This window comes from Treponema primitia, assembly GCF_046533075.1.
GTDB lineage: Bacteria > Spirochaetota > Spirochaetia > Treponematales > Breznakiellaceae > Termitinema > Termitinema primitia_B.
Genome location: NZ_JAJQRB010000083.1, coordinates 53,630 through 75,746 on the forward strand (window position 1 = coordinate 53,630; position 22,117 = coordinate 75,746).

At 53.5% G+C, this 22,117-nt stretch carries 21 protein-coding genes; all 21 read right to left on the bottom strand.

The genetic code is table 11. From position 1 onward, the window contains the following. Nucleotides 1-451: 451 nt before the first annotated feature. On the bottom strand, nt 452-1,801 hold the full coding sequence (locus tag LQZ19_RS16950; RefSeq protein ID WP_411048873.1) for a hypothetical protein: 1,350 nt from the start codon (nt 1,799-1,801) through the stop codon (nt 452-454). 361 nt (nt 1,802-2,162) lie between these two features. Next, on the bottom strand, nt 2,163-3,191 hold the full coding sequence (locus LQZ19_RS16955; protein ID WP_411048874.1) for a hypothetical protein: 1,029 nt from the start codon (nt 3,189-3,191) through the stop codon (nt 2,163-2,165). A gap of 27 nt (nt 3,192-3,218) precedes the next feature. Further along, a complete protein-coding gene (locus LQZ19_RS16960; protein ID WP_411048875.1) occupies nt 3,219-4,097 on the bottom strand; it encodes an Lcl C-terminal domain-containing protein in 879 nt (292 codons plus the stop codon). Between the two features lie 20 nt (nt 4,098-4,117). Then, the gene (locus LQZ19_RS16965) at nt 4,118-4,867 is read right to left on the bottom strand and encodes a YfaP family protein (protein ID WP_411048876.1); all 750 of its coding nucleotides are present in this window, start codon (nt 4,865-4,867) and stop codon (nt 4,118-4,120) included. Nucleotide 4,868: 1 nt separating this feature from the next. Further along, complete coding sequence (locus tag LQZ19_RS16970; RefSeq protein ID WP_411048877.1) at nt 4,869-5,954, bottom strand: CsgG/HfaB family protein; 1,086 nt, start codon at nt 5,952-5,954, stop codon at nt 4,869-4,871. 250 nt (nt 5,955-6,204) lie between these two features. Further along, entirely contained in the window at nt 6,205-6,633 is a 429-nt protein-coding gene (gene fliJ / locus LQZ19_RS16975; RefSeq protein ID WP_411048878.1) for a flagellar export protein FliJ, read from the bottom strand. Beyond that, a complete protein-coding gene (locus LQZ19_RS16980; RefSeq protein WP_411048879.1) occupies nt 6,630-7,979 on the bottom strand; it encodes a FliI/YscN family ATPase in 1,350 nt (449 codons plus the stop codon). The genes fliJ and LQZ19_RS16980 overlap by 4 nt, the downstream gene beginning before the upstream one ends. Nucleotides 7,980-7,991: 12 nt before the next feature. After that, the gene (gene fliH / locus LQZ19_RS16985; RefSeq protein ID WP_411048880.1) at nt 7,992-8,972 is read right to left on the bottom strand and encodes a flagellar assembly protein FliH; all 981 of its coding nucleotides are present in this window, start codon (nt 8,970-8,972) and stop codon (nt 7,992-7,994) included. Continuing rightward, nucleotides 8,969-10,027 (bottom strand): flagellar motor switch protein FliG, encoded by a 1,059-nt coding sequence (gene fliG / locus LQZ19_RS16990; protein ID WP_411048881.1) that lies wholly within the window; start codon nt 10,025-10,027, stop codon nt 8,969-8,971. Before fliG ends, fliH begins: the two co-directional genes overlap by 4 nt. Before the next feature lie 3 nt (nt 10,028-10,030). Next, nucleotides 10,031-11,737, bottom strand: coding sequence for a flagellar basal-body MS-ring/collar protein FliF (gene fliF / locus LQZ19_RS16995; protein WP_411048882.1), 1,707 nt, complete (start codon nt 11,735-11,737; stop codon nt 10,031-10,033). A gap of 45 nt (nt 11,738-11,782) precedes the next feature. Then, nucleotides 11,783-12,181: a flagellar hook-basal body complex protein FliE gene (gene fliE, locus LQZ19_RS17000; protein ID WP_411048883.1), complete on the bottom strand. Its 399-nt coding sequence runs from the start codon at nt 12,179-12,181 to the stop codon at nt 11,783-11,785. Between the two features lie 20 nt (nt 12,182-12,201). After that, complete coding sequence (flgC, locus tag LQZ19_RS17005; RefSeq protein ID WP_411048884.1) at nt 12,202-12,660, bottom strand: flagellar basal body rod protein FlgC; 459 nt, start codon at nt 12,658-12,660, stop codon at nt 12,202-12,204. Between the two features lie 8 nt (nt 12,661-12,668). Continuing rightward, nucleotides 12,669-13,085, bottom strand: a complete 417-nt coding sequence (gene flgB / locus LQZ19_RS17010) for a flagellar basal body rod protein FlgB (RefSeq protein WP_411048885.1) — start codon at nt 13,083-13,085, stop codon at nt 12,669-12,671. A gap of 40 nt (nt 13,086-13,125) precedes the next feature. Beyond that, nucleotides 13,126-14,667, bottom strand: coding sequence for an ATP-dependent protease ATPase subunit HslU (hslU, locus tag LQZ19_RS17015; protein ID WP_411048886.1), 1,542 nt, complete (start codon nt 14,665-14,667; stop codon nt 13,126-13,128). After that, nucleotides 14,667-15,212 carry an ATP-dependent protease subunit HslV gene (gene hslV, locus LQZ19_RS17020; RefSeq protein ID WP_010259197.1) on the bottom strand — a complete coding sequence of 182 codons (546 nt, stop codon included), beginning with the start codon at nt 15,210-15,212 and terminating at the stop codon, nt 14,667-14,669. Before hslV ends, hslU begins: the two co-directional genes overlap by 1 nt. Continuing rightward, a complete protein-coding gene (locus LQZ19_RS17025) occupies nt 15,209-16,129 on the bottom strand; it encodes a tyrosine recombinase XerC (RefSeq protein WP_411048887.1) in 921 nt (306 codons plus the stop codon). The genes hslV and LQZ19_RS17025 overlap by 4 nt, the downstream gene beginning before the upstream one ends. Further along, nucleotides 16,119-18,242, bottom strand: a complete 2,124-nt coding sequence (topA, locus tag LQZ19_RS17030) for a type I DNA topoisomerase (RefSeq protein WP_411048888.1) — start codon at nt 18,240-18,242, stop codon at nt 16,119-16,121. Before topA ends, LQZ19_RS17025 begins: the two co-directional genes overlap by 11 nt. Nucleotides 18,243-18,247: 5 nt before the next feature. Continuing rightward, on the bottom strand, nt 18,248-19,201 hold the full coding sequence (dprA, locus tag LQZ19_RS17035) for a DNA-processing protein DprA (protein ID WP_411048889.1): 954 nt from the start codon (nt 19,199-19,201) through the stop codon (nt 18,248-18,250). Continuing rightward, entirely contained in the window at nt 19,194-19,943 is a 750-nt protein-coding gene (locus tag LQZ19_RS17040) for a tetratricopeptide repeat protein (RefSeq protein WP_411048890.1), read from the bottom strand. The genes dprA and LQZ19_RS17040 overlap by 8 nt, the downstream gene beginning before the upstream one ends. A 9-nt stretch (nt 19,944-19,952) precedes the next feature. After that, entirely contained in the window at nt 19,953-20,879 is a 927-nt protein-coding gene (locus LQZ19_RS17045; RefSeq protein ID WP_411048891.1) for a site-specific tyrosine recombinase, read from the bottom strand. After that, entirely contained in the window at nt 20,880-22,115 is a 1,236-nt protein-coding gene (ftsZ, locus tag LQZ19_RS17050; protein WP_411048892.1) for a cell division protein FtsZ, read from the bottom strand. Nucleotides 22,116-22,117 lie beyond the last annotated feature (2 nt).

Here is a 22,117-nt window from a genome sequence, read left to right on the forward strand (position 1 = left end):
AAAAAACAGGGCCTCTTCCTCCCCTCTGCGGTTCCTCTTCTCTTTGCCTGTGTGGTCCGTGGGTATTCCCTCTTACGGGATAGCAATCCGGTGACTGACACCTAAACTCGGACAAAGAAGATTTACCACGGAGAACGCAGAGAAGGCACAGAGGACCACAGAGGAAGAAAAAAAAGGACCTCTTCCTCCCCTCTGTGTCCTCTGTGTATCCTCTGCGTCCTCTGTGGTTCCTCTTCTCTTTGTCCGTGTGGTCCGTGGTTCTTCTTCCGCTGGGATGTTAATCTCCAACAACCCAGCGTCCCACAGTCCGCTTATCCACATAGGCGTACTTATTGGTGCGGATGTCATCAAAATCCTGGATGCCTATGGGCATTTTCTTGATTGCCATAGGGATAGTATAGGCGAATTTTGGCGAAAGTTCAACGCATCAGGCGCATCTCCGCAGGCATTTTCATTCCAGCGTCTTTTTCATTATACTTTCCAGACCGCCCTGATTTTTGGCGTCAAACAAAAATTGTATGGCCCTGCGGCTTTCGCTTAACACGGTTGATTCATTTTGGTTTGCGGGGGAAAACACAAAGCCGGTGGTGTCCACAGTTTCGCTGTTTATGCGTTCGCCGGTAATGAGATCGTAGAGCAGGAACTGGGTTTGGGCGGTAATGGTCGGCGGTATTTTGTATTCGGGAAGGCCCGATTCAAGCTTTGTTCCGGTTACGCAAATGACAAGGAAACGCGCGGGAAAGCTTGCTATGTTCTTTTGTATGTGGTCGATGATCCCGTCCTCGTCGGGAGCCTCCGTAAGATATTGCTGGGGAATAGTAAAATTAACGGCGTTTAGACCAAATTGTCTGGCGGCAAGTAATTTGAACTGATTGATAACAAGGTTACCGCTATTAAGCACACGGTTGCCGGGGGTTTCAATTACTTCAACGCCGGTAACAACAATCTTGGAGGAATCTTTCATGTCATCAACATACTTTCTAAAGCCGGCAAGGGCTGAAGCATTCCTTGGAGTTAAAAGTATGGCGCCGTTTTCCTGGCTCACCGTAAAAAGATTTGCATTTGATAATGAGCGGAGGAAGCCGTCGTAATACAGGGCGGAATCGTATACTATACGGGAGGGCAGGCGATCAATGGATGAGGAGAAAACTATGCTGTTCCGGTATAATTTTCTGCTGAACTGGTTTAAAAGTTCAGAATACGAAGCGCCCGCTTCCCCGTTTACGCTTATGGTTATACATACGCTGCGCAGCCAACCGTAATAATCTTCGTAACCCTGGGGTTTGCCTTCACGGTTCAGGGGCGTTATGCCGCGCACCTTTTGGGCAAAAAACCGGTAGGCCAATCCCGAAGCTTCCTCGTTTTCTATATATCGCAGGGCTTTGTTCCAGTCTTCGACACTGATCGATACCAGTATATACACGATAAAAGAGGCGCCCTGCTTTTCACCCTTTCGGTCCAGTTCGCGTACCCCGGTTAAACGAACCTGGGTAGAAAAGGAGGAGTTTTCCAGGGTTAGGGTAAACGCATCGGCTATATCGCTGTCCCGGCTTTCTTCACGCACGGTTATATCGGTCTGGCTCTGAACATTAGTCCCAATGGACGCGGCCAGATTTTGCAGGGCATTCTGCCAGGCGTTCTTTACCGCAGCCTGCTCCGTGGCCTGGGGCGCAGAAATACCGACGCTGTATTTTGTGGCTGCAGTGTCACGGGGCGGGTTTGTCTGCCAGTTTGGGGGAACCTGGGCATTTGCTAAGGCCACAAATGAAAGAAGGATAGGGAAAATAAGCAGGTTTTTCATAAAATACTCCATAATTCGTGATATCTATATTTCCATTGTTCCATACTCTTTTATCGACCCTTTGTACGTTCCTTAAATTCTTGCTCGGTCATTAATGCAAACTCCTGCGCTACATATCTTTATAAACCGGTAAATCATAATATAACGCCATAATTTTTCTGCCTTTCTAATTATTGCCGAAGGCAATGACCTTACGGCGCCATGCGTAATATCATAAACTTAAGGATTTTTAACCGCAAAGTCGCAGAAGGCGAATAAGGTTTTAAAGGAAAACGTCCTCTTTCCCACCTTCCTTCTTCGACTTTTGTGCCTTTGCGGTTCGTTATTCCTCTTAAGTTTACGATGTTGCGCCAAGCGCATCTTAAAAAGCCCGAACCGCACGGACACTGGACGAATTATCCTTGTTGCTGAAGTTGCTCTGCCTGCCATCGCTGAAACTCTGGATCCACGCGTGATAACTACCGTCCTCCGACGAGGACAAGTACCAATTGGAACTAAACCCACCCAACCCCTTTGCTTTCAAGTTTGTATACATCAAATTAAGCTCATCCTTACTCGGTAAAAACCAGTCCTTGAACCCATCATAGTCAAGACTTAAGCACAACTGGGCAGCCTTACCGGTGTGGCCTCCGCTCTTCAACGCGTCGATTATTAGCTGCGTGTTTCTCTTCCCTCCCCCTATTGCAGTACTTGTTCCGCTGACCGAAGGCCCATACGTACCATTATTGTACCAACCCCATTGGGCGGTAAATTCCAGCTCAGCCGGGGCAGCTTCCAAGTAACGCCAGCCGCCGGAAAAAACACCCTTGTCATAAAATACGATTCCCCCGGCAGGGCCAAAATCGCCTACCTTATAATTCCCGCTGCTTCCGGTACGGGCGTTTTGTCCGGTCTGTACCACCCTGTCGCCGCTGGAAGTCATGCCCGCGGTGAACTTCCCCATCAGTGTGTTTATCCCGTTGTACAGGTCCCGGGAACCGCTCCCCATAAAATCGTTCGCACTGTTGGAAAACTGCCCGGTGGATACATCAAGTACCTTCACCGTTATTGCGTAATCCGCATCCATCGCATCCAGGGAACCGGTAACGATGTAATTTATGTTTTGAAGCTGCAATTTTCTTATGTTTTCGCTGCTGGAAATGCTGCTTACCGCTATCTGCTGGTTTTTTAACAGTTTGTCAATCTCGTCGCGGGTGATCATCTGGTACTTCCCGGTTCCTATCATCTGGGACTCTACCAGATTCCGTACCGTGATGGCATCCGCCTGTATCTTACCGTTACTGATATTGGTGCTGAATTCCGCCACCGCCAAACGAGGCAGAGCGGCATCCTGGGCAAAAATATTTAACCCCAAAACAAACAAGGAAAAAACAAACAGTAACTTTTTCATAAACCCTCCAACGACGCCAACCACATCTCAAAAAACCCGCACCGCACGCACACCATAAGCTCTATTTTTGTTGGCGGCGTCCCGGTCGCCGTCGCTGAATCTCTGGAACCATGCGTCATTATTGCCGTACTCCGATGAGGACCAGTAAAGATTGTCACCCATTCCGGCAATATCTATTCGCCTTCCCTTCTTCAGTTTTTCATATACCAGACTAAGCTCGTCCTGTGTCGGTAAGTGCCAGTCCGTAAAATTACCGCCCCGGTAGTTTGCCGCAACTCTCCCCGCCTCGCTCCAATTAGACTCTCCCAGCCGCGGACTCAATTCCATATATACGCCGTCTTCCGAATAGAATATCCATCCGCCTCCCGGTCCCTTATCGCCTATCCTGTAGAGACCGCCACCGTTCTCCCTTTGCGTTACCTGTCCGCCCTGGGATGACATACCGGCCATAAAATTTGTTACCAGCTTATTAACCCCGGTATACAGCTCCCGTGAACCGCCGCCTATAAAGTCATTGGCGCTATGGGTGAACTGCCCGGTACCTACATCGAGTATTTTTAAGGAAACCGCATAATCGCTGCCAAGGGCGTTTACTTCACCGGTTATAATATAATTGATGTTTTGTAATTGCAGCTTTCTGATGTTCTCGGCGCTGGATATACTGCTCAGCTGAATCTGCTGGTTCGACAGCAGTTTATCTATATCAGATCGGGTAACAACCTGATATTTACCGGCGGCTATTACATTCGACTCAACAAGGCTGCGCACCGTTAGTGCATCCTGATTCGTCTTAGTATCCGCGGGGTTAGCGGTAAACTCAACCACCGCAAGCCTCGGGAGTTCCGTGTTTTGTGCATTTGCAAAAACCGTCAAAACCGCAAATAAACCAAAAATTAGCTTTTTCATAAAAATCACCCCCTAGGTTTCTACTGCGTTACCGCCCCCTGCACAATTCTGAACACATCCCAGCGGTTGCCGTTTCTGTTCTGGGGTACAGCAAAGGTATTGAGCAGCCGGTCACGGTTATATACCCGGATCACCGCCCCAGATTGGGAGAGGGCGCGGGAAGCGCTGTTCCCCCCGTTGGTATAATCCATTACATAGAGGCGATAAACGCTCCGGGTATCGGTCTCCATCACCGTAATCGTTTCAGGGCCGAAGCCGTTGCGGTCATCCCGGTCAAGGAGGACGCTCCCGTCATCGGTACTGTGGGTGTTCCAATAAGAGACGTGGTAGCCCCCGTCCTTTTCAAAGTGGAGGTCCAAGTCCCCGGGCCGTTCGCCCCAGTCAAGAACTATGCGGAGATAATCTCCCCGCATTTCGGGGGAGATCGAATACCATCCGTTGAACACATTGTTGAGCTTTATCTCAAAGTTTATTGGGGTGGTGATAAACCCCTCTTTGGAAAACACCAGGGAGAAAAGGCCGTCATCCCGTTCGGGGAAGCTGATGATCCCTTCGTTATTGGTAACAAAATCACCGATTCCCTCAATGGCGATTTGAGCCCCCGGAATGGGCTTGCCGTCCAGGGCGTTGGCGAAGCGCAGGGGGATGAGCCCGTCCATTTTCAGCTTCATCATCCGGTTCAGTACGGCTAAATCTTCCCCGCTTGCCGCCTGTCCAAAGGCCATTGCGGCCATACAGGAACAAACAAGCAGCAGTATTACTTTTTTCATTTTAATTTACCGCTCCACCTTGGGTAATCTGCGATAACGCATAGTCCCGTACTTCTATTAACTCATCAACCAGGGAAGCCTTGGCCTCGGTAGTTGCCGCAGCGGGGGGGATCTTCGCCTGCTGTATAATAGCCTCCGTGACTTTTTCAGGTTCTATGGTCTCAATCACACTGATAATGTCCTTCCTCGCAAAGCGTACCAGCACATAGGCCACATACCAGGTCTGGCCTGTGGCGGATTTTCCCGAATCAATATACCATTCCAGGGTTTCGTAGCTGGGCAGCTTTGTTCGTATCGAATTGGTAACGGCGGTCTGGATAAGCCGTTCAGCATCTTCAATATCCGTGTCCCGGAAAAGGGACTGTTCGGTAATATCAATTCTGGCGGCGTACTGGTTTGCAATGTTTGCCGCAATGTTTTGCTGCACATTTTCCCGGGCCCGGGTCCGGGCACGCTGCTCGGTCGCGGCCATGTTGGAGGAACCCACATCATAGTACCAGACAGAAGGGGTGTTTGCACTGGGCCGGTCATAGGTTTTTCTGCCGTATTCAAGGGGCATATCCACCCACTGGGGACGTTCCCGCTTCTTGCTCTGCTCAAGGGTATTTTCAAAGGAGGCGTCGGGCAAAAAAAGGAAATTTTTGTATGCCGCAATTTCGCCGCTGGCTATGTTTACCGCTTTTATGCCTAAGCGGTACTGTTCCCCCGCCCGGGCTATATCGCCGGAAATGATATACTGCGCCCCGGTCTGCTTGCCGACTGAAACTGCGGTTTCGTCACTCACATTGCCGAGAAGCTGATACAACGCCTCCGTCTCAAGTTGTGCAATTACCGCCTGCGAGCGTTCCACAATGGTAAAATTCCTGCTGTTAACGAGCTGTGCAGTCAGGGCCCCCGCAGCATAGTCCGAAAGCTGCTTTAACGGCGCCTCTATGCTGACAACCAGCAGGCTGGCCCGCGCCGGGAGCAGCGCCGAGAGGTATATCCTTGCCTCCGCAAGAGTTGAATCCAGCGTTCCTCCGCTTTGCGCAAAAACGCTTCCATAAGATACGAACAGAGCCAATAAAACAGCCATGGTTCTTTTCATGTGAATACACCCCTTCTTTTATAAAATCTATTAATCAAACAGTTTCCCGGACCAAAAATTCCGGGAAAAACACAAAACTTCTTAAAATACTATATTTAAAAGGATAATATTTATCAAGATACGCATAAAATATTTAATTCAGTTATACCACAGAGGAAAGAAGGTGATAATACAAAGATAGCCGGTAGAGACGGCAAAAACTCTATGTTCGGTGTTAAATTCTTACATTTATGTAGCTTTTTATAAAGACTTAATTTCGGGTCATTCGTGCAGCGATATCGTCCAGCTCTTTGTTTTCCTCGGCCTGGGCGAATTTCCGGTACTCGCCCTTACGCTTATCCTTAATCTTATCCAGGACCTTGCGTTCCCGGGAGGCTTCCAGGAAGATATCCCGCTTTTCAGCTACCACCAGTTCCGCCTTGGCGGCGTCCATGAGGAGCTTGTCCCGGGTTTGATCGAGCCGGAGTATGTACCGGTCGTAGTTTTGCATTTCCGCTAAACCGTTTCCCGGGGCGAAGCGTTCCGCCGCGGCATGGAGCCGATCCTCCGCCACAGCGGCAATGTGCTGCTCTATCAGGGTCAGGGCGCCCACGGCCTTGCCCAGTTCTATTTCCGCTTCACGTTCCGCGTATTCCCGCAGTTCCAATACCCGTTGGAGGCCGAATCTGAAACGCTTCATACCCGATACCGGGACAATTCTTCTTCCGGGATCTCCATGTCCGCGATTTTACCCAGGACCCGCAGGCTGTCTGCCACCGCAGTTTTTTCTTCCACGGTCTGAATAAGAAACTGTTCGATGACTTCCCGCTTGGCGATGGCTTCATCAATCGCCGGATTTGAACCGGCGTGATAGGCCCCTACGTTGATCAGATCCTCCGCTTCGGCATAAACCGCCATGAGGCGGCGTATATAGCCCACCACTTTTACGGTAACCGGTCCGGATACGACCGGGGCCAACCGGGATATGCTGGCGAGGACGTCAATGGCGGGATAGTGGTAACGCTGGGCCAGGCTGCGGGAAAGGATGATATGGCCGTCCAGGATTCCCCGTACGGTGTCCGCCACGGGCTCGTCCATGTCGTCCCCATCCACAAGAATAGTGTAGAAGCCGGTGATGGTTCCCTTGTCGGAGGTACCGCAGCGTTCCAGCAGCTTGGGCATGGAGTCGAACATACTGGGGGTATAGCCCCTGGTAGCAGGCGGCTCGCCTATGGCCAGGCCGATTTCCCGCTGGGCCCGGGCAAAGCGGGTAACCGAATCCATGATAAGCATCACATCCAAGCCCTGATCGCGGAAGTATTCCGCCACCGCAGTGGCTGTGTAAGCGCCGCGAAGCCGGGCCAGGGGGGGTGAGTTAGAGGGGGTTACAACAACTACGCTGCGGGCCAGACCTTCAGGGCCGAGACTCTCTTCGATAAATTCATTTACCTCACGGCCGCGCTCACCGATAAGGGCTACCACGTTTACATCAGCATTGGTGTTTTGGGCTATCATTCCCAGGAGGGTGGACTTCCCCACCCCGGAACCGGCGAAGATTCCCATGCGCTGTCCCCGGCCTACCGCCAGCATACCGTCTATGGCCCTGACCCCGGTAACGAGGCGTTCCTTTATCCGCCGGCGTTTCAGCGGATCCGGCGGGCTGGCGATGGCAGGATAATGTACGGGAGATTCTATTTCACCCTTATCGTCCGCGGGGCGGCCCATGGCGTCCAGGACCCGGCCCAGCAGTTTTGGTGAAACCGGTACCCCCAGTTGATCCCCCGAAGCGATTACCCGGTTGCCTATCTCTATACCTTCAATTTCCTCGTAGGCCATAAGCTGGACCACGCCGCCGGAGAGCCCCACCACCTCCGCCTGAATGATCCCCTTACCCCGGGGAACTTCAATGCGGCACACCTCTCCTATCACCGCCTGAGGGCCGGCGCTTTCAATAAGTATACCCCGGACCTTTATAACACGGCCCACATATTTTATGGTTTCCGTTTCTTCCGCTGTTTCGAGGTACTTCTCTAAAAGTGCTTCCATGATCCGCCTCCCCTAATTGGCAATAGCGGATAGGGATGGCGCCCCGCCGGATGAGGTCTTGGGCTTCGTCTTTATCGGGGACATTTCCAGGATCTTCGCCTCAAGCTCCGCAAGCTGGCTGCTGATCCGGGCATCGATCTCGCCAAAATCGGTTTCGATGATACAGCCGCCGGGATCAACCGAGGAATCCTCCGCAACCTGTACGCCCTTTACCCCTTCTATCTGCTTAATAAAACTGTTGATATGATCGGTGGTGAGTTTCACATCCCGGAGATTAACCCGGATAATGATATCCCCATGGCTTTTTACCTTGCGCAGGGCCTGAATCACATTTTCCCTGACCACGCCTTCCTGGGTTTCGGAGATAATCTTGATAACCTTACGGGTCATGAGCAGCACCAAATCTACGATCTGCTGTTCCGTTTCCACGAGTATCTCTTCCCGGCGGCTCTGGGCCCGTTCCAGCACGGTTTGGATCCGTTCAATCAGGCGGTCCGTTTCGGCCCTGCCTTCGGTATATCCTGCTTCCCGGCCTTCCTTCAAACCCGCATCCACCGCTTCCTTACGCTCATTGTCGAAGTTAGCCTGGGCAGTATTTTCAATCTCCGCCGCCTTTTGCTTTGCCTCGGCAAGAATTTTCTCCGCCTCCGCTTCCGCCTGCTGTTTTACCTGCTGGGCTTCATCACTTAAACGGAGAACGTCTTCGTCGGCGCTTGCCTGGGCCGCGCTTATTATCGCGTCCGCCCGGTCCCGGGCTTCCTGGATCATGCCCTCCCGTTCTTCGTCCCAGTGGGACTTGAACAGCTCCGCCTCCCGCCTGAGGTCATCCGCGGTGGGGCCGGTAAATTCCGGCATATCAGGAATTTCATCCAGTTCTTCCAGGGTCGGCCCCAGACTAAGGGACATTGCCTCGTAGGCCTGGGGAGATTCCAGGATAACCTTTTCGTTGCTGAGTATAAGCTCCCCTGGCCTGAAAACCGCCTTGTTAATCATACTACTAACTCATCCTCACCGGCGCGGGCAACCACAATTTCACCGGTCTCTTCCAGATGCCGGATGATGGACACGATCTTCTGCTGGGCTTCCTCAACATCCTTAAGCCGTACCGGTCCCATGAACTCCATATCTTCCTTGAGCATCTGGGCTGCACGCTTACTCATATTCCGGAATATCTTATCCTGCACTTCCGTATCCACCGACTTGAGGGCCTTGGATAATTCCTGGGAATCCACTTCCCGCATAACCCGCTGTATGGCCCGGTCGTCCAGCATAACGATGTCTTCGAACACGAACATCCGTTTCTTGATTTCCTCCGCAAGTTCCGGGTCCTCGTCTTCCAGGGCTTCGATGATCTGCTTTTCAGAAGACCGGTCTACCAGGTTCAGTATTTCTACGATGCTTTCCACACCGCCCGCTGCGGTATAATCTTCGCTGGACAGGGTGGAGAGTTTCTTTTCCAGAACCCGTTCTACCTCCCGGAGTACTTCCGGGCTGGTACGGTCCATGGTGGCGATACGCCGGGCCACATCGCTCTGCACTTCATGGGGGAGGTTCTGCAGAATGATGGAAGCCTTATTCGGTTCCAGGTACGCCAGGATAAGTGCGATAGTCTGGGGATGTTCCTGCTGGATAAAGTTAAGGAGATGCGCAGGATCAGTGCGGCGTATAAAGTCAAAGGGCCGGACCTGGAGGCTGGACGTAAGGCGGTTGATAATATCAATAGCCTTCTGGCTTCCCAGGGATTTTTCCAGGAGTTCCCGTGCGTAGTCGATACCGCCGGTGGTTATAAACTCGTTGGCCATCATGAGTTCCTGGAACTCCATGAGGACCGCTTCCTTCTGGGCCGGCTCTATGGTTTCAAGCCGGGCAATCTCAAAGGTGAGTGTTTCTATTTCATCTTCCCGGAGATACTTGAAGATCTCCGCGGATATTTCAGATCCAATACTTACCAGGAAAACTGCGGCCTTCTGCCGGCCGGTAAATTCCTTTGCGCCCTTCTTCTTTCCTCCGGCGGCGGCGGCCCCGCCCCCTGCAGCTGCTTTAGCCATATACTATTCCTCCAACAGCCAGGTTCTGATAAGCTGGGCCACATCTCCGGGATGTTCCTTCGCCATGTTGATGGCGTTCTCCTGGAGTTCCATACGTTTCCGTTCTTCCACGGACATGGATACTTCCACACCCTGCTCTTCCGCTTCCTGGAAGGCCCGCTCCCGCATCTCCTGATGCTGCCGTGCAAGCTCCTCTTCCCGGGCCCGTCTGCGCCGTTCCATTTCCCGGGTAATCATCCTGAAGGCGATAAACCCAATGAGCAGTAACGCTACCCCCGAGAGCAATACCAGGATGGTGGTCTGCATCTGTTTCTGCCGGAAATAAGCGGCGTCATCTTCGGCAAACTGCTTCGTCCGGTCAAAGCGGATATTCTGCACCGTCACCGAATCTCCCCGGGCGGCGCTGAAGCCGATAGCATCCTGGATCAGCGCCTGGGCGGCGCGGAGATCCTCCGGCGCTACCGGGGTGTATTCCCGTTCCAGGGAACCGTCTTCCAGTATCACGGGGTTCTTCTTTTCATCATACTTCAATTTCCAGGTTCCGTCGATATTCACCGAAATAGTTACCCGGTCGATACTGGGGCTTTTCTCTTCCTCAATACGGCGGCTGTTAATTTCCTCATTATGGGTAAGGGTTTTCTGTTCAACCTCCCCATAGAGGTTGCTCATATCCCGGAACGCCGGCGGCATCTGGCCCTCAACCCCGGCGGGACCTTCGGGGTTAAGTCCCGTACCCTTCCAGGCGGTACTGGACTCTGATTTGGACCGGGTAATGGACAGGGCGCTTTCAGAATCATCATAGGAGAGGCCCGGAGTTCGGGGCTTTACGGTGATGGGATAGAATTCTTCGGTACTCACCGCCTTCTTGGACATATCCATGGCGATCTTAATATTGAGGTCCCGTACCCGGTCGGTAGTAAAGGTGTACTGAAGAGACTTAAGCACCGTAGCCCGGTATTTAGCTTCCAGGGTCTGGACCAGTTTGGTTTCCCGCTCAATAACTGCCAGCCGGTCGAATTCCGCCATGCCCGCAAAATCGTTGAGCACCAGACCGTTCTGATCCGCAATAACGATATTATCGTCCTTGAGTCCTTCCACGGCAAATTTAAGTATTTTTTGGATGCCCTCTATTTTTTTACGGTTCGCCGTAATATCGCTCATGGGCTTGGGGGTAATGATAACGCTGGCGGTAACCGGGTTCTGGTCCGACGCGAAAAGTTCCCGCTCGGGCATAACGATAGTAACATTGGCGTCGTCCACTTCATCCAGGGATTTTATGTGATCCGTAACCATCTGGGTGATGGCCCGCCGGAGGTTAACATTCCGTTCAAAATCGGTGATGGTCCACCGGTCCCGGTCGAAGATGGCCCAGGGATCGGTTCCTGCGGGAATCATATCTTCCCGGATAAGGATGGAGCGGATCCGCTGGGCGGTCTTGGCGTCCTCCACCAGGATAACCCCGGCGGCATTGACCGTGGTCTTGACCCCTTCCTCGTTGATCCTGGTGATGATCCGGTCCCGGTCATTTTCATCTTTAATGGGAACATCAATAACCGGCACCATGGTGGGCGCGGAAGAAACCGATACCAGGGCCACAAGCCCGGCGATAACCGCAACGGTTATACCGATGAGTATGCCCCTTTGCATCCAGGACCACTTGCCCCATAGACCGGTGATCTGTCCTACAACTTTTTTAAACCATTCGTTCATATTCCCCTCCCCAGAAGAACGGCGCCAAAGCGCCCTGTATATGTACTATCTCGTATTAATTATATCCTTCCACCCCTGGACCACGCGGCTGAGCACGGTCCTGGCTATATTCAATGACATACTGGCCTTGGCCTGGGCAATGGTAATATCCTGGGGGTCCATGGAACCCGGATCGGTGATAGCCTTTTGGACCAGATCTGCGGAAAACTGCTGCTCCGCACTAACCTTGTCCAATGCCTTGAGCATCACATCCTCAAAGCTGCCGCTGCGAAGTACCGCCTCGGAACCGATCATGTTGCCCATTTCGGATATTACGGACCCCCTGCCCTGGGCGATATTGCCGCCTATGGAAAAGGGGCCGCCCCGGGGTACCATGTGCTTAGGATTCGTAATTGCCATGGGGACCTTATCCCCAGTTACCAGTTCAGGTTTGTAAATATTCATCTATCCCCTCCCCTATACTTTTACCTGCTGCCTATCTCAAGGGCCCGCAGAAACATTGTTTTAGATCCGTCAATAATAGAAGCGTTCGCTTCATAGGCCCGGGATGCGGCGATCATATCCACCATTTCGGTGACCACATCCACGTTGGGCATCTCCACATACCCCGCCCGGGGCCCGGTCTGTATCGCATCGGGGTGGGTGGGATCGTAGACCAGCCGGTTCGGCGTAGTATCCTTCTGGATCTCCGCAACCCTGACCCCCTTACCGGGTCCGCCGTCCATCATGTCCGGCAGGAAGGGTGAGCGCCAGAAGGGCTGTTCCGCCCTTGGCCGTAATACCACCCGGCTCCTGCGGAAGGGGCCTCCCTCGGCGGTGCGGGTGGTGGAGGCGTTAGCGATGTTGTCGGCGATCACGTCGGAACGGAGCCGTTCTGCGGTCATCCCCGTGGCGGCTATATTAATTGCATTGAACAATCCCATATTCTATCCTACCTTAATACCATATTTATCTGGCTGAATTCGAAGGTCGTGGCCTGGGCTAAGAGGGTATACATCATCTGGTTTTCCAGGGCCAGCATCATTTCCTGCTCAGGGTCCACGTTGTTTCCGTTATTCTTGGAAGTACTGGCGTAATCCCGTACCCGCCGGGGCTCCACGTCCCGGTAATCCCGGGCGCGCCAGTTGGGGATATGCTTGGGGTCGGTCAGGGTCAGTTCCAGGGCCGGCCGTTGTTTTTCCGTTTCCAGGGCGCGCTTGAGTTCGCTTTCAAAGTTGACATTGGACCGCTTAAAATCGGGAACCCCGGAATTTGACATGTTATCCGCAATCACATCCCGGCGAAGCGTGCTGGCATCCATGGCCCGGTGCAGCAGGTCAATAGTTTTTTCAAAGTTATTCGATATCATAAGGTTCTCCCAGATTCTATCATCGGCCTTTTAAAATATTTCATAAGATATATCTCCCAAGGTCATTATCCACCACCAGGTCCTGGAGACGTTCGTTTACGTAGGATTCGGTGATGGAAATTTTGGTGGGGGCTATGTCCGGAGCCTCGAAGGAAAGTTCTTCCAGGAGAGCTTCCATGATCGTGTGGAGACGCCGGGCGCCGATGTTTTCCAGCCGGGAATTGACCTCCGCCGCCAGGGCGGCCAGGCGATCTATAGAATCGGGGGTAAATTCGATTTCCACCCCTTCTGTGGCCAGGAGATCGACGTACTGTTTGGTCAGGGCGTTTTTGGGTTCCGTGAGGATGCGGAGAAACTCCGCCTTGCCCAGGGATTCCAACTCCACCCGAAGGGGGAAGCGCCCCTGCAGTTCGGGGATCAGATCCGAGGGCTTACTGACATTGAAAGCCCCTGCGGCAACAAAAAGGATGTGGCTGGTATCCACGGGTCCCCACTTGGTATTCACCACGGCGCCCTCAACAATGGGCAGTATATCCCGCTGTACCCCTTCCCGGGAAACATCGGGGCCCCCTCCCCGATCGCCCTTGACGGCAATCTTGTCGATCTCGTCAATAAAGACGATGCCGGTCTCACAGACCCGCTGACGGGCTTCGTCGCTCACCCGGTCCCGGTCGATAAGTTTTTCCGATTCCTCGGCAACAAGGACTTCCCTGGCACGGCTCACCGGAAGGAGCTTCTTTTTCTTACCCCCGCCGAAGAAACCGGCGATCCCAGAAAGGCTGCTTTCTAAGTCCTCCATGCCGCCCCCCATCATTTCGAAGGCCGGAAACTGGGGGCTCTGGTTTATGGTAATTTCTACCAGCCGGTCCTCCAGCTTTCCCTCCCGGAGCATGGTCCGGAATTTTTCTCTGGTGGAATCCTTTTTAGATCCGGCATCGGCGGCGGGCTCCTCAGCGGAACTGTCGGCAATGTTACTGCTTATTTCCGGCGTATCATCATTGCCGCCCGCCTGCTGCCGGGATATCGGGATGCCCACCTGTATTGCTGCGCCCATAAGGGAACCGTTACCATTACTGGGGTTGATTGAAAAGGCGCCCATGGGCCGCACCACCGGGCCCTCCGGGGGCTTTGTTTCCTTGGGCTTTTTCCCCGTACCCGGCAGGAGCAGATCCAGCAGCGCATCTTCGGCGCGTTTTTCCGCATCCGCGGTAACCGTTTCCTGCATTTCCTGTTTAACCATCTGGACACCCGCCGCCATAAGGTCCCGGATCATGGATTCCACGTCCCGGCCTACATAGCCAACTTCGGTGTACTTGGTGGCCTCCACCTTGATAAAGGGAGAGCCCGCCAGTTTGGCCAGCCGCCGGGCAATTTCAGTTTTGCCTACCCCTGTGGGACCTATCATAAGGATGTTCTTGGGGGCGATGTCCTCCCGAACCTCCGGGTCCAGCTTGAGCCGCCGTATGCGGTTACGCAGCGCCACCGCTACCGCCCGCTTGGCCTTTTTCTGGCCAACGATGTATTTATCCAGCTCCGCCACGATTTCCCGGGGGGTTAGCCGGTCCAGATTTTTTTCGCTCATCAGCTTAACTCCTCCAGGGTAATATTTCCATTGGTATAGATACAGATGCTTCCCGCAATCTTAAGACTCCGTTCGGCGATTTCCACCGCAGAAAAACTGCTGCCCTCAAGATAGGCCAGGGCCGCGGCGTAGGCGTAGTTGCCTCCGGAACCGATGGCCAGGGCATTTTCCGCAGGCTCTATCACGTCCCCGGTACCGGACACGAGCAGGGTCTTGGAAAGATCCGCCACCAGGAGCAGGGCCTCAAGTTTCCGCAAAGCCCGGTCCGTACGCCAGTCCTTTGCCAGCTCCACCGCCGCCCGGGCGAGGTCCCCGGAATATTCCTTGAGTTTTTCCTCAAAGCGATCAAAGAGGGTAAAGGCATCGGCGGTGGCTCCGGCGAAACCGCAGAGGACCTTGCCGTCCATAAGACGCCGTACCTTACGGGCGTTGTTCTTCATCACCGTTTCACCCATGGTCACCTGACCATCCCCGGCCATGGCGACCCTGCCGTCCCGGCGCACCGCGATAACCGTGGTCGAACGTATTCTACCGTATTTATTCATTTCGTATTCCTTTTACCGTGAGGATGCGCTTTGGTATATACCTTCTTCAAGCGTTCTATATCCACATGGGTGTAACGCTGGGTTGTGGAAAGGCTGGCATGGCCTAAAAGTTCCTGGACTATCCTGACATCACAGCCCGCGTTAACCAGATGGGTAGCAAAACTGTGCCGCAAAGCATGGGGATGCACATTTTTCTGCAGCCCCGACCGCTCGGCGTATTTGGCGATGATCCACCGTACCCCGGCCACCGAAATGGGCCCTCCGCGGCGGTTCACAAACAGTTTTTCCGTGGGATGCTCCGCCTTAATCCGGCTGTGCCGGGCGGGAATATAGGCGGCAATAGCCTCGCGGGCTTCGTCGGAAAAAAATATGTACCGTTCCTTATCGCCCTTTCCGGTAACCCTGCCACCGCTGAGATCCCCGTCGATGGATTTAAGGGAAAGGGTAACCAGTTCGGAGATCCGCAGTCCCGCGGAGTACATGGCCAGGATCAGCGCCTTATCCCGCAGGGGCCAGAGTATGCCCGCCGTATCCGGCAGGTCCGCAAAGTCCGCCATCTCCCCTTCCCAGAGAAACACCGGAAGTGTTTTAGGCACCCTGAGGTTGCGGAGGTTTCCCGCAGGGTTATCCTTCCGGCGTCCAAAGCGGATAAGCCAGCGGTAGAATCCCCGTATCGACGAAAGGGCCCGGTTCACGCTCACCGAGGCCATCCCTTCGGCGCTGAGATCCCCGATAAAACCCTGAACCTCATAGGGGGTCGCCGTATCGGGAAGGACACTGCGGTTTTCACAGTAGTTGGCAAAACGGACAAGATCCCCCTCATAAGCCTGAAGGGTCCGTTCCGAAACGCCCCGGACTGCGCGGAGATAACTCAGGTATTCGTCCACCGTTTTGCCGGCCACCGTATTACTGTTCACTCTCCTCCCCTTCATCATCATTGGAATGGAGATAATCGCATTCCGGATTGATGCAGGCCTTGTGGGACCCGTTTTTCTTGTCGTATTTCTCCACCATGAACTGCCCGCACTTGGGGCAATCCTGGTTTATGGGCTTAAAGTGGCTGATAAAATCACAGTCCGGGTAATTGGTGCAGCCGTAAAATTCCTTACCCCGTCCCTTGGTTTTCCTGGCCACCACATCCCCGCCGCACTTAGGGCATTTGGCCAGGGGGATAGATTTCGTGTTATGACAGCCGGGGAAACCGGAACAGGCCAGGAAAAATCCAAAACGTCCAAGCTTCTTTACCATGGGCATACCGCATTTCTCGCAAACGAGATCCGTGGGCTCGTCCAGGGAACCCTTGTAGGATTCCAGGGTTTTCCCCACCTGGTCTACCTGATCCTTAAAGGGACCCCAGAATTCCCGGATCATGTCGGGCCAGCGGATCTGGCTTTCCTCAACCGCATCGAGTTTGTTTTCCATGGAAGCGGTAAAGGCGGTATCCACCACATGGGGGAAATACTCCACCAGCATATCGCAGATCAACCTGCCAAGCAGGGTGGGAACCAACTGTTTATTGGACCGGGTAACATAGTAACGATCCAAAAGCACAGAAATGATGGGGGCGTAGGTTGAAGGCCGGCCTATACCCTTTTCCTCCAGGGTTTTCACAATAGTAGCATCGGTGTACCGGGGCGGTCCCTGGGTAAAATGCTGTTCCGGATGGAATTTATCTATCCCCACCTTATCCCCGATTTTCAATGAAGGATAGGCGCTGCCCTTCTCTTCCTTTGAGTTAAGGAGCTTCAACACCCGGTAAAATCCCTTGTCCACAATTTTGGTACCGGAGATGCGGAAGATCCCCTCTCCTGCGGCAATATCGGTACTCACCGTTCTGGTTTTCGCGTTCTTCATCTGGCTGGAAACAAAACGTTCCCAGATGATCGTATAGAGCCGGAGCTGATCCCGGGTCAGGTGATCCTTCATATCATCCGGGGTATAGTGTACATAGGTTGGCCGTATGGCTTCGTGGGCATCCTGGGCTTTCTTCCCCACGGCATACTCCACCGCCTTTTCCGGAAGATCCCCGGGATACTTTTCCCCAAGCCAGGTACGGACCTCGTCCAGGGCAAGCTGGGAAATACGCACAGAATCGGTACGCATATAGGTGATAAGCCCTATGCGGGAGCTGCCGATGTTCACCCCTTCGTAAAGCTGCTGGGCTACCTGCATGGTTTTCTTGCTGGTAAAGCCCAGGCGGTTTGCCGCAGTCTGCTGCAGCTGGGATGTGGTAAAGGGCGGCTTTGGTTTAACGGTTTTTTCGGTTTCCCGTATATCCTGAACAAAGCAGTCGGCGCCGGTGATCAGATCCACTATGGCCTTTACATCCGCTTCGTGTTTCAGTTCCGGCTTGGCGCCCTTCCAGGTAACCAGCTGGGCGGTGAATAGGGACTTGCCCACTTTGAAATCCGCTTCCAGGGTCCAGTATTCTTCGGGGATAAAGGTTTCCACATCCTTCTCCCGATCACAGATGAGCCGCAGGGCTACGGACTGAACCCTTCCGGCGGAAAGGCCGTTTTTCACCTTCTTCCACAGTAATGGTGAAAGGTTATATCCCACAAGACGATCCAGCACCCGCCGGGCCTTCTGGGCGTTTACCAGGGATTCATTGATATCCGCCGGATGGGACACCGCATCCTTAATCGCCGCCGGGGTTATCTCATTAAAGCTGATCCGTTGGATGGGTACCTTATCGGTTTTTGCAATAATGGCGTTCCGCAGATGCCAGGCTATGGCCTCCCCTTCCCGGTCATTATCACTGGCCAGCAGCACCGAGTCCGCCTTTTTTGCGTCCCCCATGAGTTCTTTCAAAAGCTTCGCCCTGCCGCGAACGGTGATATACTCGGGCTCAAAGTTTTTGTCCACATCAATGGCAAGCCGTGATTTGGGCAGATCGATGAGGTGGCCCATAGAAGCTTTGACGGTATAATCCGGACCAAGGTATTTTTCTATGGTCTTTGCCTTAGCCGGGGATTCCACGATCACCAAAATCTTTTTGTCCCTTGCTTTCTTAACGGTTTTTACTGCCATGTATCCTATTCCTCGCAAACAATATTAAGGGACCGCCCTAAACTTAAGGCCAGATCGGTTCCGGTGGCGTTACGTGTATCTTCCGGGTATGCCATGCCCCATTCTTCAAAAATTTCCGCAGCCCGGACTATTACCCGCGCCCCGTCTTCCGCCAGTTTTTTGGTTCCCGCCCCAAGGGGAGAAGAAACTCCGGCGGAGGCTACAAAAAGATCCCGGCCCTGATCCAGGGCAAACTGGGCGGTGATCAAGGCGCCGGAACGCTTTGGCGCCTCCACTATCAGAACCCCCCGGGCGAGGCCGGATATGATCCGGTTACGGGCGGGAAAATTCCACCGGAACGGTTCCGTACCGGGAGGGTACTCGCTGAGGAGGACGCCGCCGGTTTCCAGGATACGCCGGGCCAGGGCGCGGTTTGACACCGGATAAACCTGGTCCAAACCGGAACCCAGCACCGCTGCGGTAGGGGCCCCGCCGTCCATGTTACCCCGATGAGCCAGGGCATCGATACCCAGGGCCAAACCGGAAACCACGGGCATTCCGCCCCGGGCCAGTTCCCGCCCCATATCGTAGGCCTGGGCTGCAGCCCGGCCGGAGGGCCGCCGGGTTCCAACCACCGCCGTCATGGTCTGTTCCGGGTTCGGAAGTACGCCCCGGTAAAAAAGCAGCGCCGGGGGATCAAAGAGCTCCCGGAGCAACGGGGGATACTTAGAATCCCCATGGGAAATATAATCTATCCCACGGAGCCTTCCGGCGTTTGCATCCCTTTCAGCCTGTACCCGAAGTGCATCCATAGTCCAGGGACTATTCAGGGGGCGCTTGACTATCTGCTCTATATCTTCTTTTGAAAGTACGTAAAAATCTTCCTCCCGGTCAAATTTTTCACCCAGTACAATCTTTTCCCGAGGCCCGAGATGGGGGATACGGTTAATGACCAAATCCAACAAGCCCCGTTTATCCATAAATTATGTCCAATACCCTTTGCCGGTTCATCTGGGCTTCGTTTATCTTTTCAGTATCCTTGGTAAAATCGATGATCCTTTCGTACACCGCCACCGCCTCCCGGTAGGATTCTATCATATAGTAAGACCGGGCCAAAACAAACATGGTATCCGCATCGGGACTTATTGCCAGGCTCCGAATCAGGTAGGGTATGGCCTCCCGGGGACGGCCAAGCTCAAAGGTATAGAGCACCCCCAGACCGTACATGGGTTTGACATAACGCTCATCCAGAGAAATAGCCCTAAGGTACCCATTCTCCGCAAGGGTATAATAATTATCCCGGCTCAAATTCCCCGAACTCCCTTCAAAGTTCAGTGATGATTTAGCCACAATCCCCGCAGAAACTCCTACCATATAATGGAGGGCCGCATCTACGGGATTATAATCAATAGCCCGTTCCAGGGCTTCCAACGCTTCACCGTGGAGCCCCTTGTCTTGAAGCCGGTAAGCCAGGATCTTCCAATAAACCCCGGTTTGAGCGACGTCCTTAACGTGCATCGCAATCTTAGCCTCGTAGGCTTTGATGGCGGTACGCAGCCCCTGAATAGTCTCCGGAGGACCATTCCCGGGACTCAGAGCGGCAATCTGTCCCGCCAGGGTATCCCGCTGCTTATTCCGGGTATACCCTACGAACCCCGCAACAAGAGAAACAATAAGGGCAATTACGATAAGGCCAACGACCACCTCTTTTTTTACTCTCATTCGCTACCCCTATGCCTTTCCGGCGGTTTTAAGTTCCCTCAGTTTCGGTCTATACCGCTTGAGACTTTCTTTAAGCAAGGACACATCCACATGGGTATAGATCTGTGTCGTAGCCAGATCCGCATGACCCAGAAGTTCCTGTACCGACCGGAGATCCGCGCCGCCGGCGAGAAGTTCCGTGGCATAGCTGTGCCGCAGGGTATGGACCCTGGTACTTATTCCCGCAGGACCGGTCAGGGCGGCGTAATTACGCCAAATACCCTTACGGGAAAGCCGTTTCCCGGTCCTACCGAGAAACAGGGCCGGCGTCCGTCCGCTTTTTACCAGATTGGGCCGGCATTCTTCCAAATAACGCTTTAGCCAGAGCGCGGCTTCCCCCCCAAAGGGCACCAGCCGTTCCTTATTCCCCTTTCCCCTTACCCGGGCAACACCCTCGGGGAAATAGAGATCCCGAATATTCAGAGATACCGCTTCGGAAATCCGCAGACCCGAAGAATAGATCAGCTCAAACATAGCCCTATCCCTTAAACCCAGGGGATTATCCGAATCCATACCCTCCAGGATACTCTCCACCCGTTGTTGGGAAAGCACCTCCGGCAAATGCCGGCTTCCTTTGGGCGGTTCCAGGATAGCCGCAGGATTATCCTCCCGCAGCCCTTCATCCCCGATATACCGGAAGAATGATCGCAGGGCGGAAATTGCTTTAGCGGTGGAACGAGAATCGATACGATTTTTTTCCCTGCGCTCCTCCAGGTACCGGGAAATTTCCAGGGATTCCACGGTCTCCACCCTAAGTCCCGCAAGTGAAAGCCATTCCAGAAAACGGCGAACCTCAAAACGGTAGGTTTGGGCGGTCATGGGGGAACGGCGCTCCATTGCGATAAGCCGGGAATAAAAACGTTCCAGCAAATTCGGACCCGCTATCGGTACAGGCATCTATATTTCCCTATTATCAGAACCGGTTTTCTCGCCTCTCCCCTTCTCAAATTGGAGTAAATAATCCCTATCCCGGTAAATCGCGGGAACATTCAAATCTTGAGCGGTCCGGCGGGAAGAAAATTCCCCGGAGCCGGTGGGGAAGTTTTCCGCAGCCCGTTTGGAGTGGCTGGTCACCTTTTCCCACTCGGTTATGTCGATAAAACCGGTATCCTTGGTTTTTGTCTCCTCCTGGGATTTCGCAGCCGCAGTTTCTTTGATGTTCTGCCCGCGAAAACCGGTGGCAATAACCGTTACCTGTATTTGATCCTCATGGTTTGTGTTCAAAACGGTCCCGAATTTGATAAACACATTGGGATCAGCCTTTTCCTTAATATAATTGACGATGTCCGCAACTTCAAAAACCGAAAGATCATCCCCGCCGGTGATATTAACGAGGATATGCTGGGCGCCGGCAATGGTAGTATCCTTGAGCATGGGATTGTCGATAGCCTTTGAGGCCGCATCCTTAGCGCGGTCGCCCCCTTCGCCTATGCCTATACCCATAAGGGCGTCCCCCTGCCCCAGCATGGTGGTTCTCACATCCGCAAAATCAACATTGATATCCCCGGGTACGGTGATAAGATCCGCTATACCCTGTACGCCCTGACGAAGCACATCATCGGCCTTGAGGAACGCTTCTTTCATAGAAGTTTTCTTATCAATTATTGACATGAGATGCTCATTGGGGATGATGATAAGGGTATCCACCGCCTCCCGCATTTTAGCGATCCCTTCTTCGGCGAGGCGCATTTTGTTCTGCCCCTCGAAGGCAAAGGGCTTGGTTACCACCCCTACGGTAAGGGCCCCGTTCTCCCGGGCCACCTGGGCGATAATAGGCGCCGAACCGGTACCGGTACCGCCGCCCATTCCGGCGGTAACAAAAACCATGTCGGCGCCCTTGAGAACATTGGCAATAGAATCCCTGTCCTCCATGGCAGCCTTTTCGCCGACCTCCGGCTTGCCCCCAGCCCCAAGCCCACCGGTGGATTTGGCGCCAAGGGCTAATTTTGTCCCGGCCTTACTCAGGTTCAGCGCCTGCTGATCCGTATTAGCCGCGATAAAATCTACCTGCTGCAAACCGTGTTCGATCATACGGTTTACCGCATTGCAGCCCCCGCCGCCGGCGCCGAAAACCTTGATCTTCGTCGGCCTCGGTCCCATTACTGTTTCTTCATGAACTTCAAAATTTTTCATGC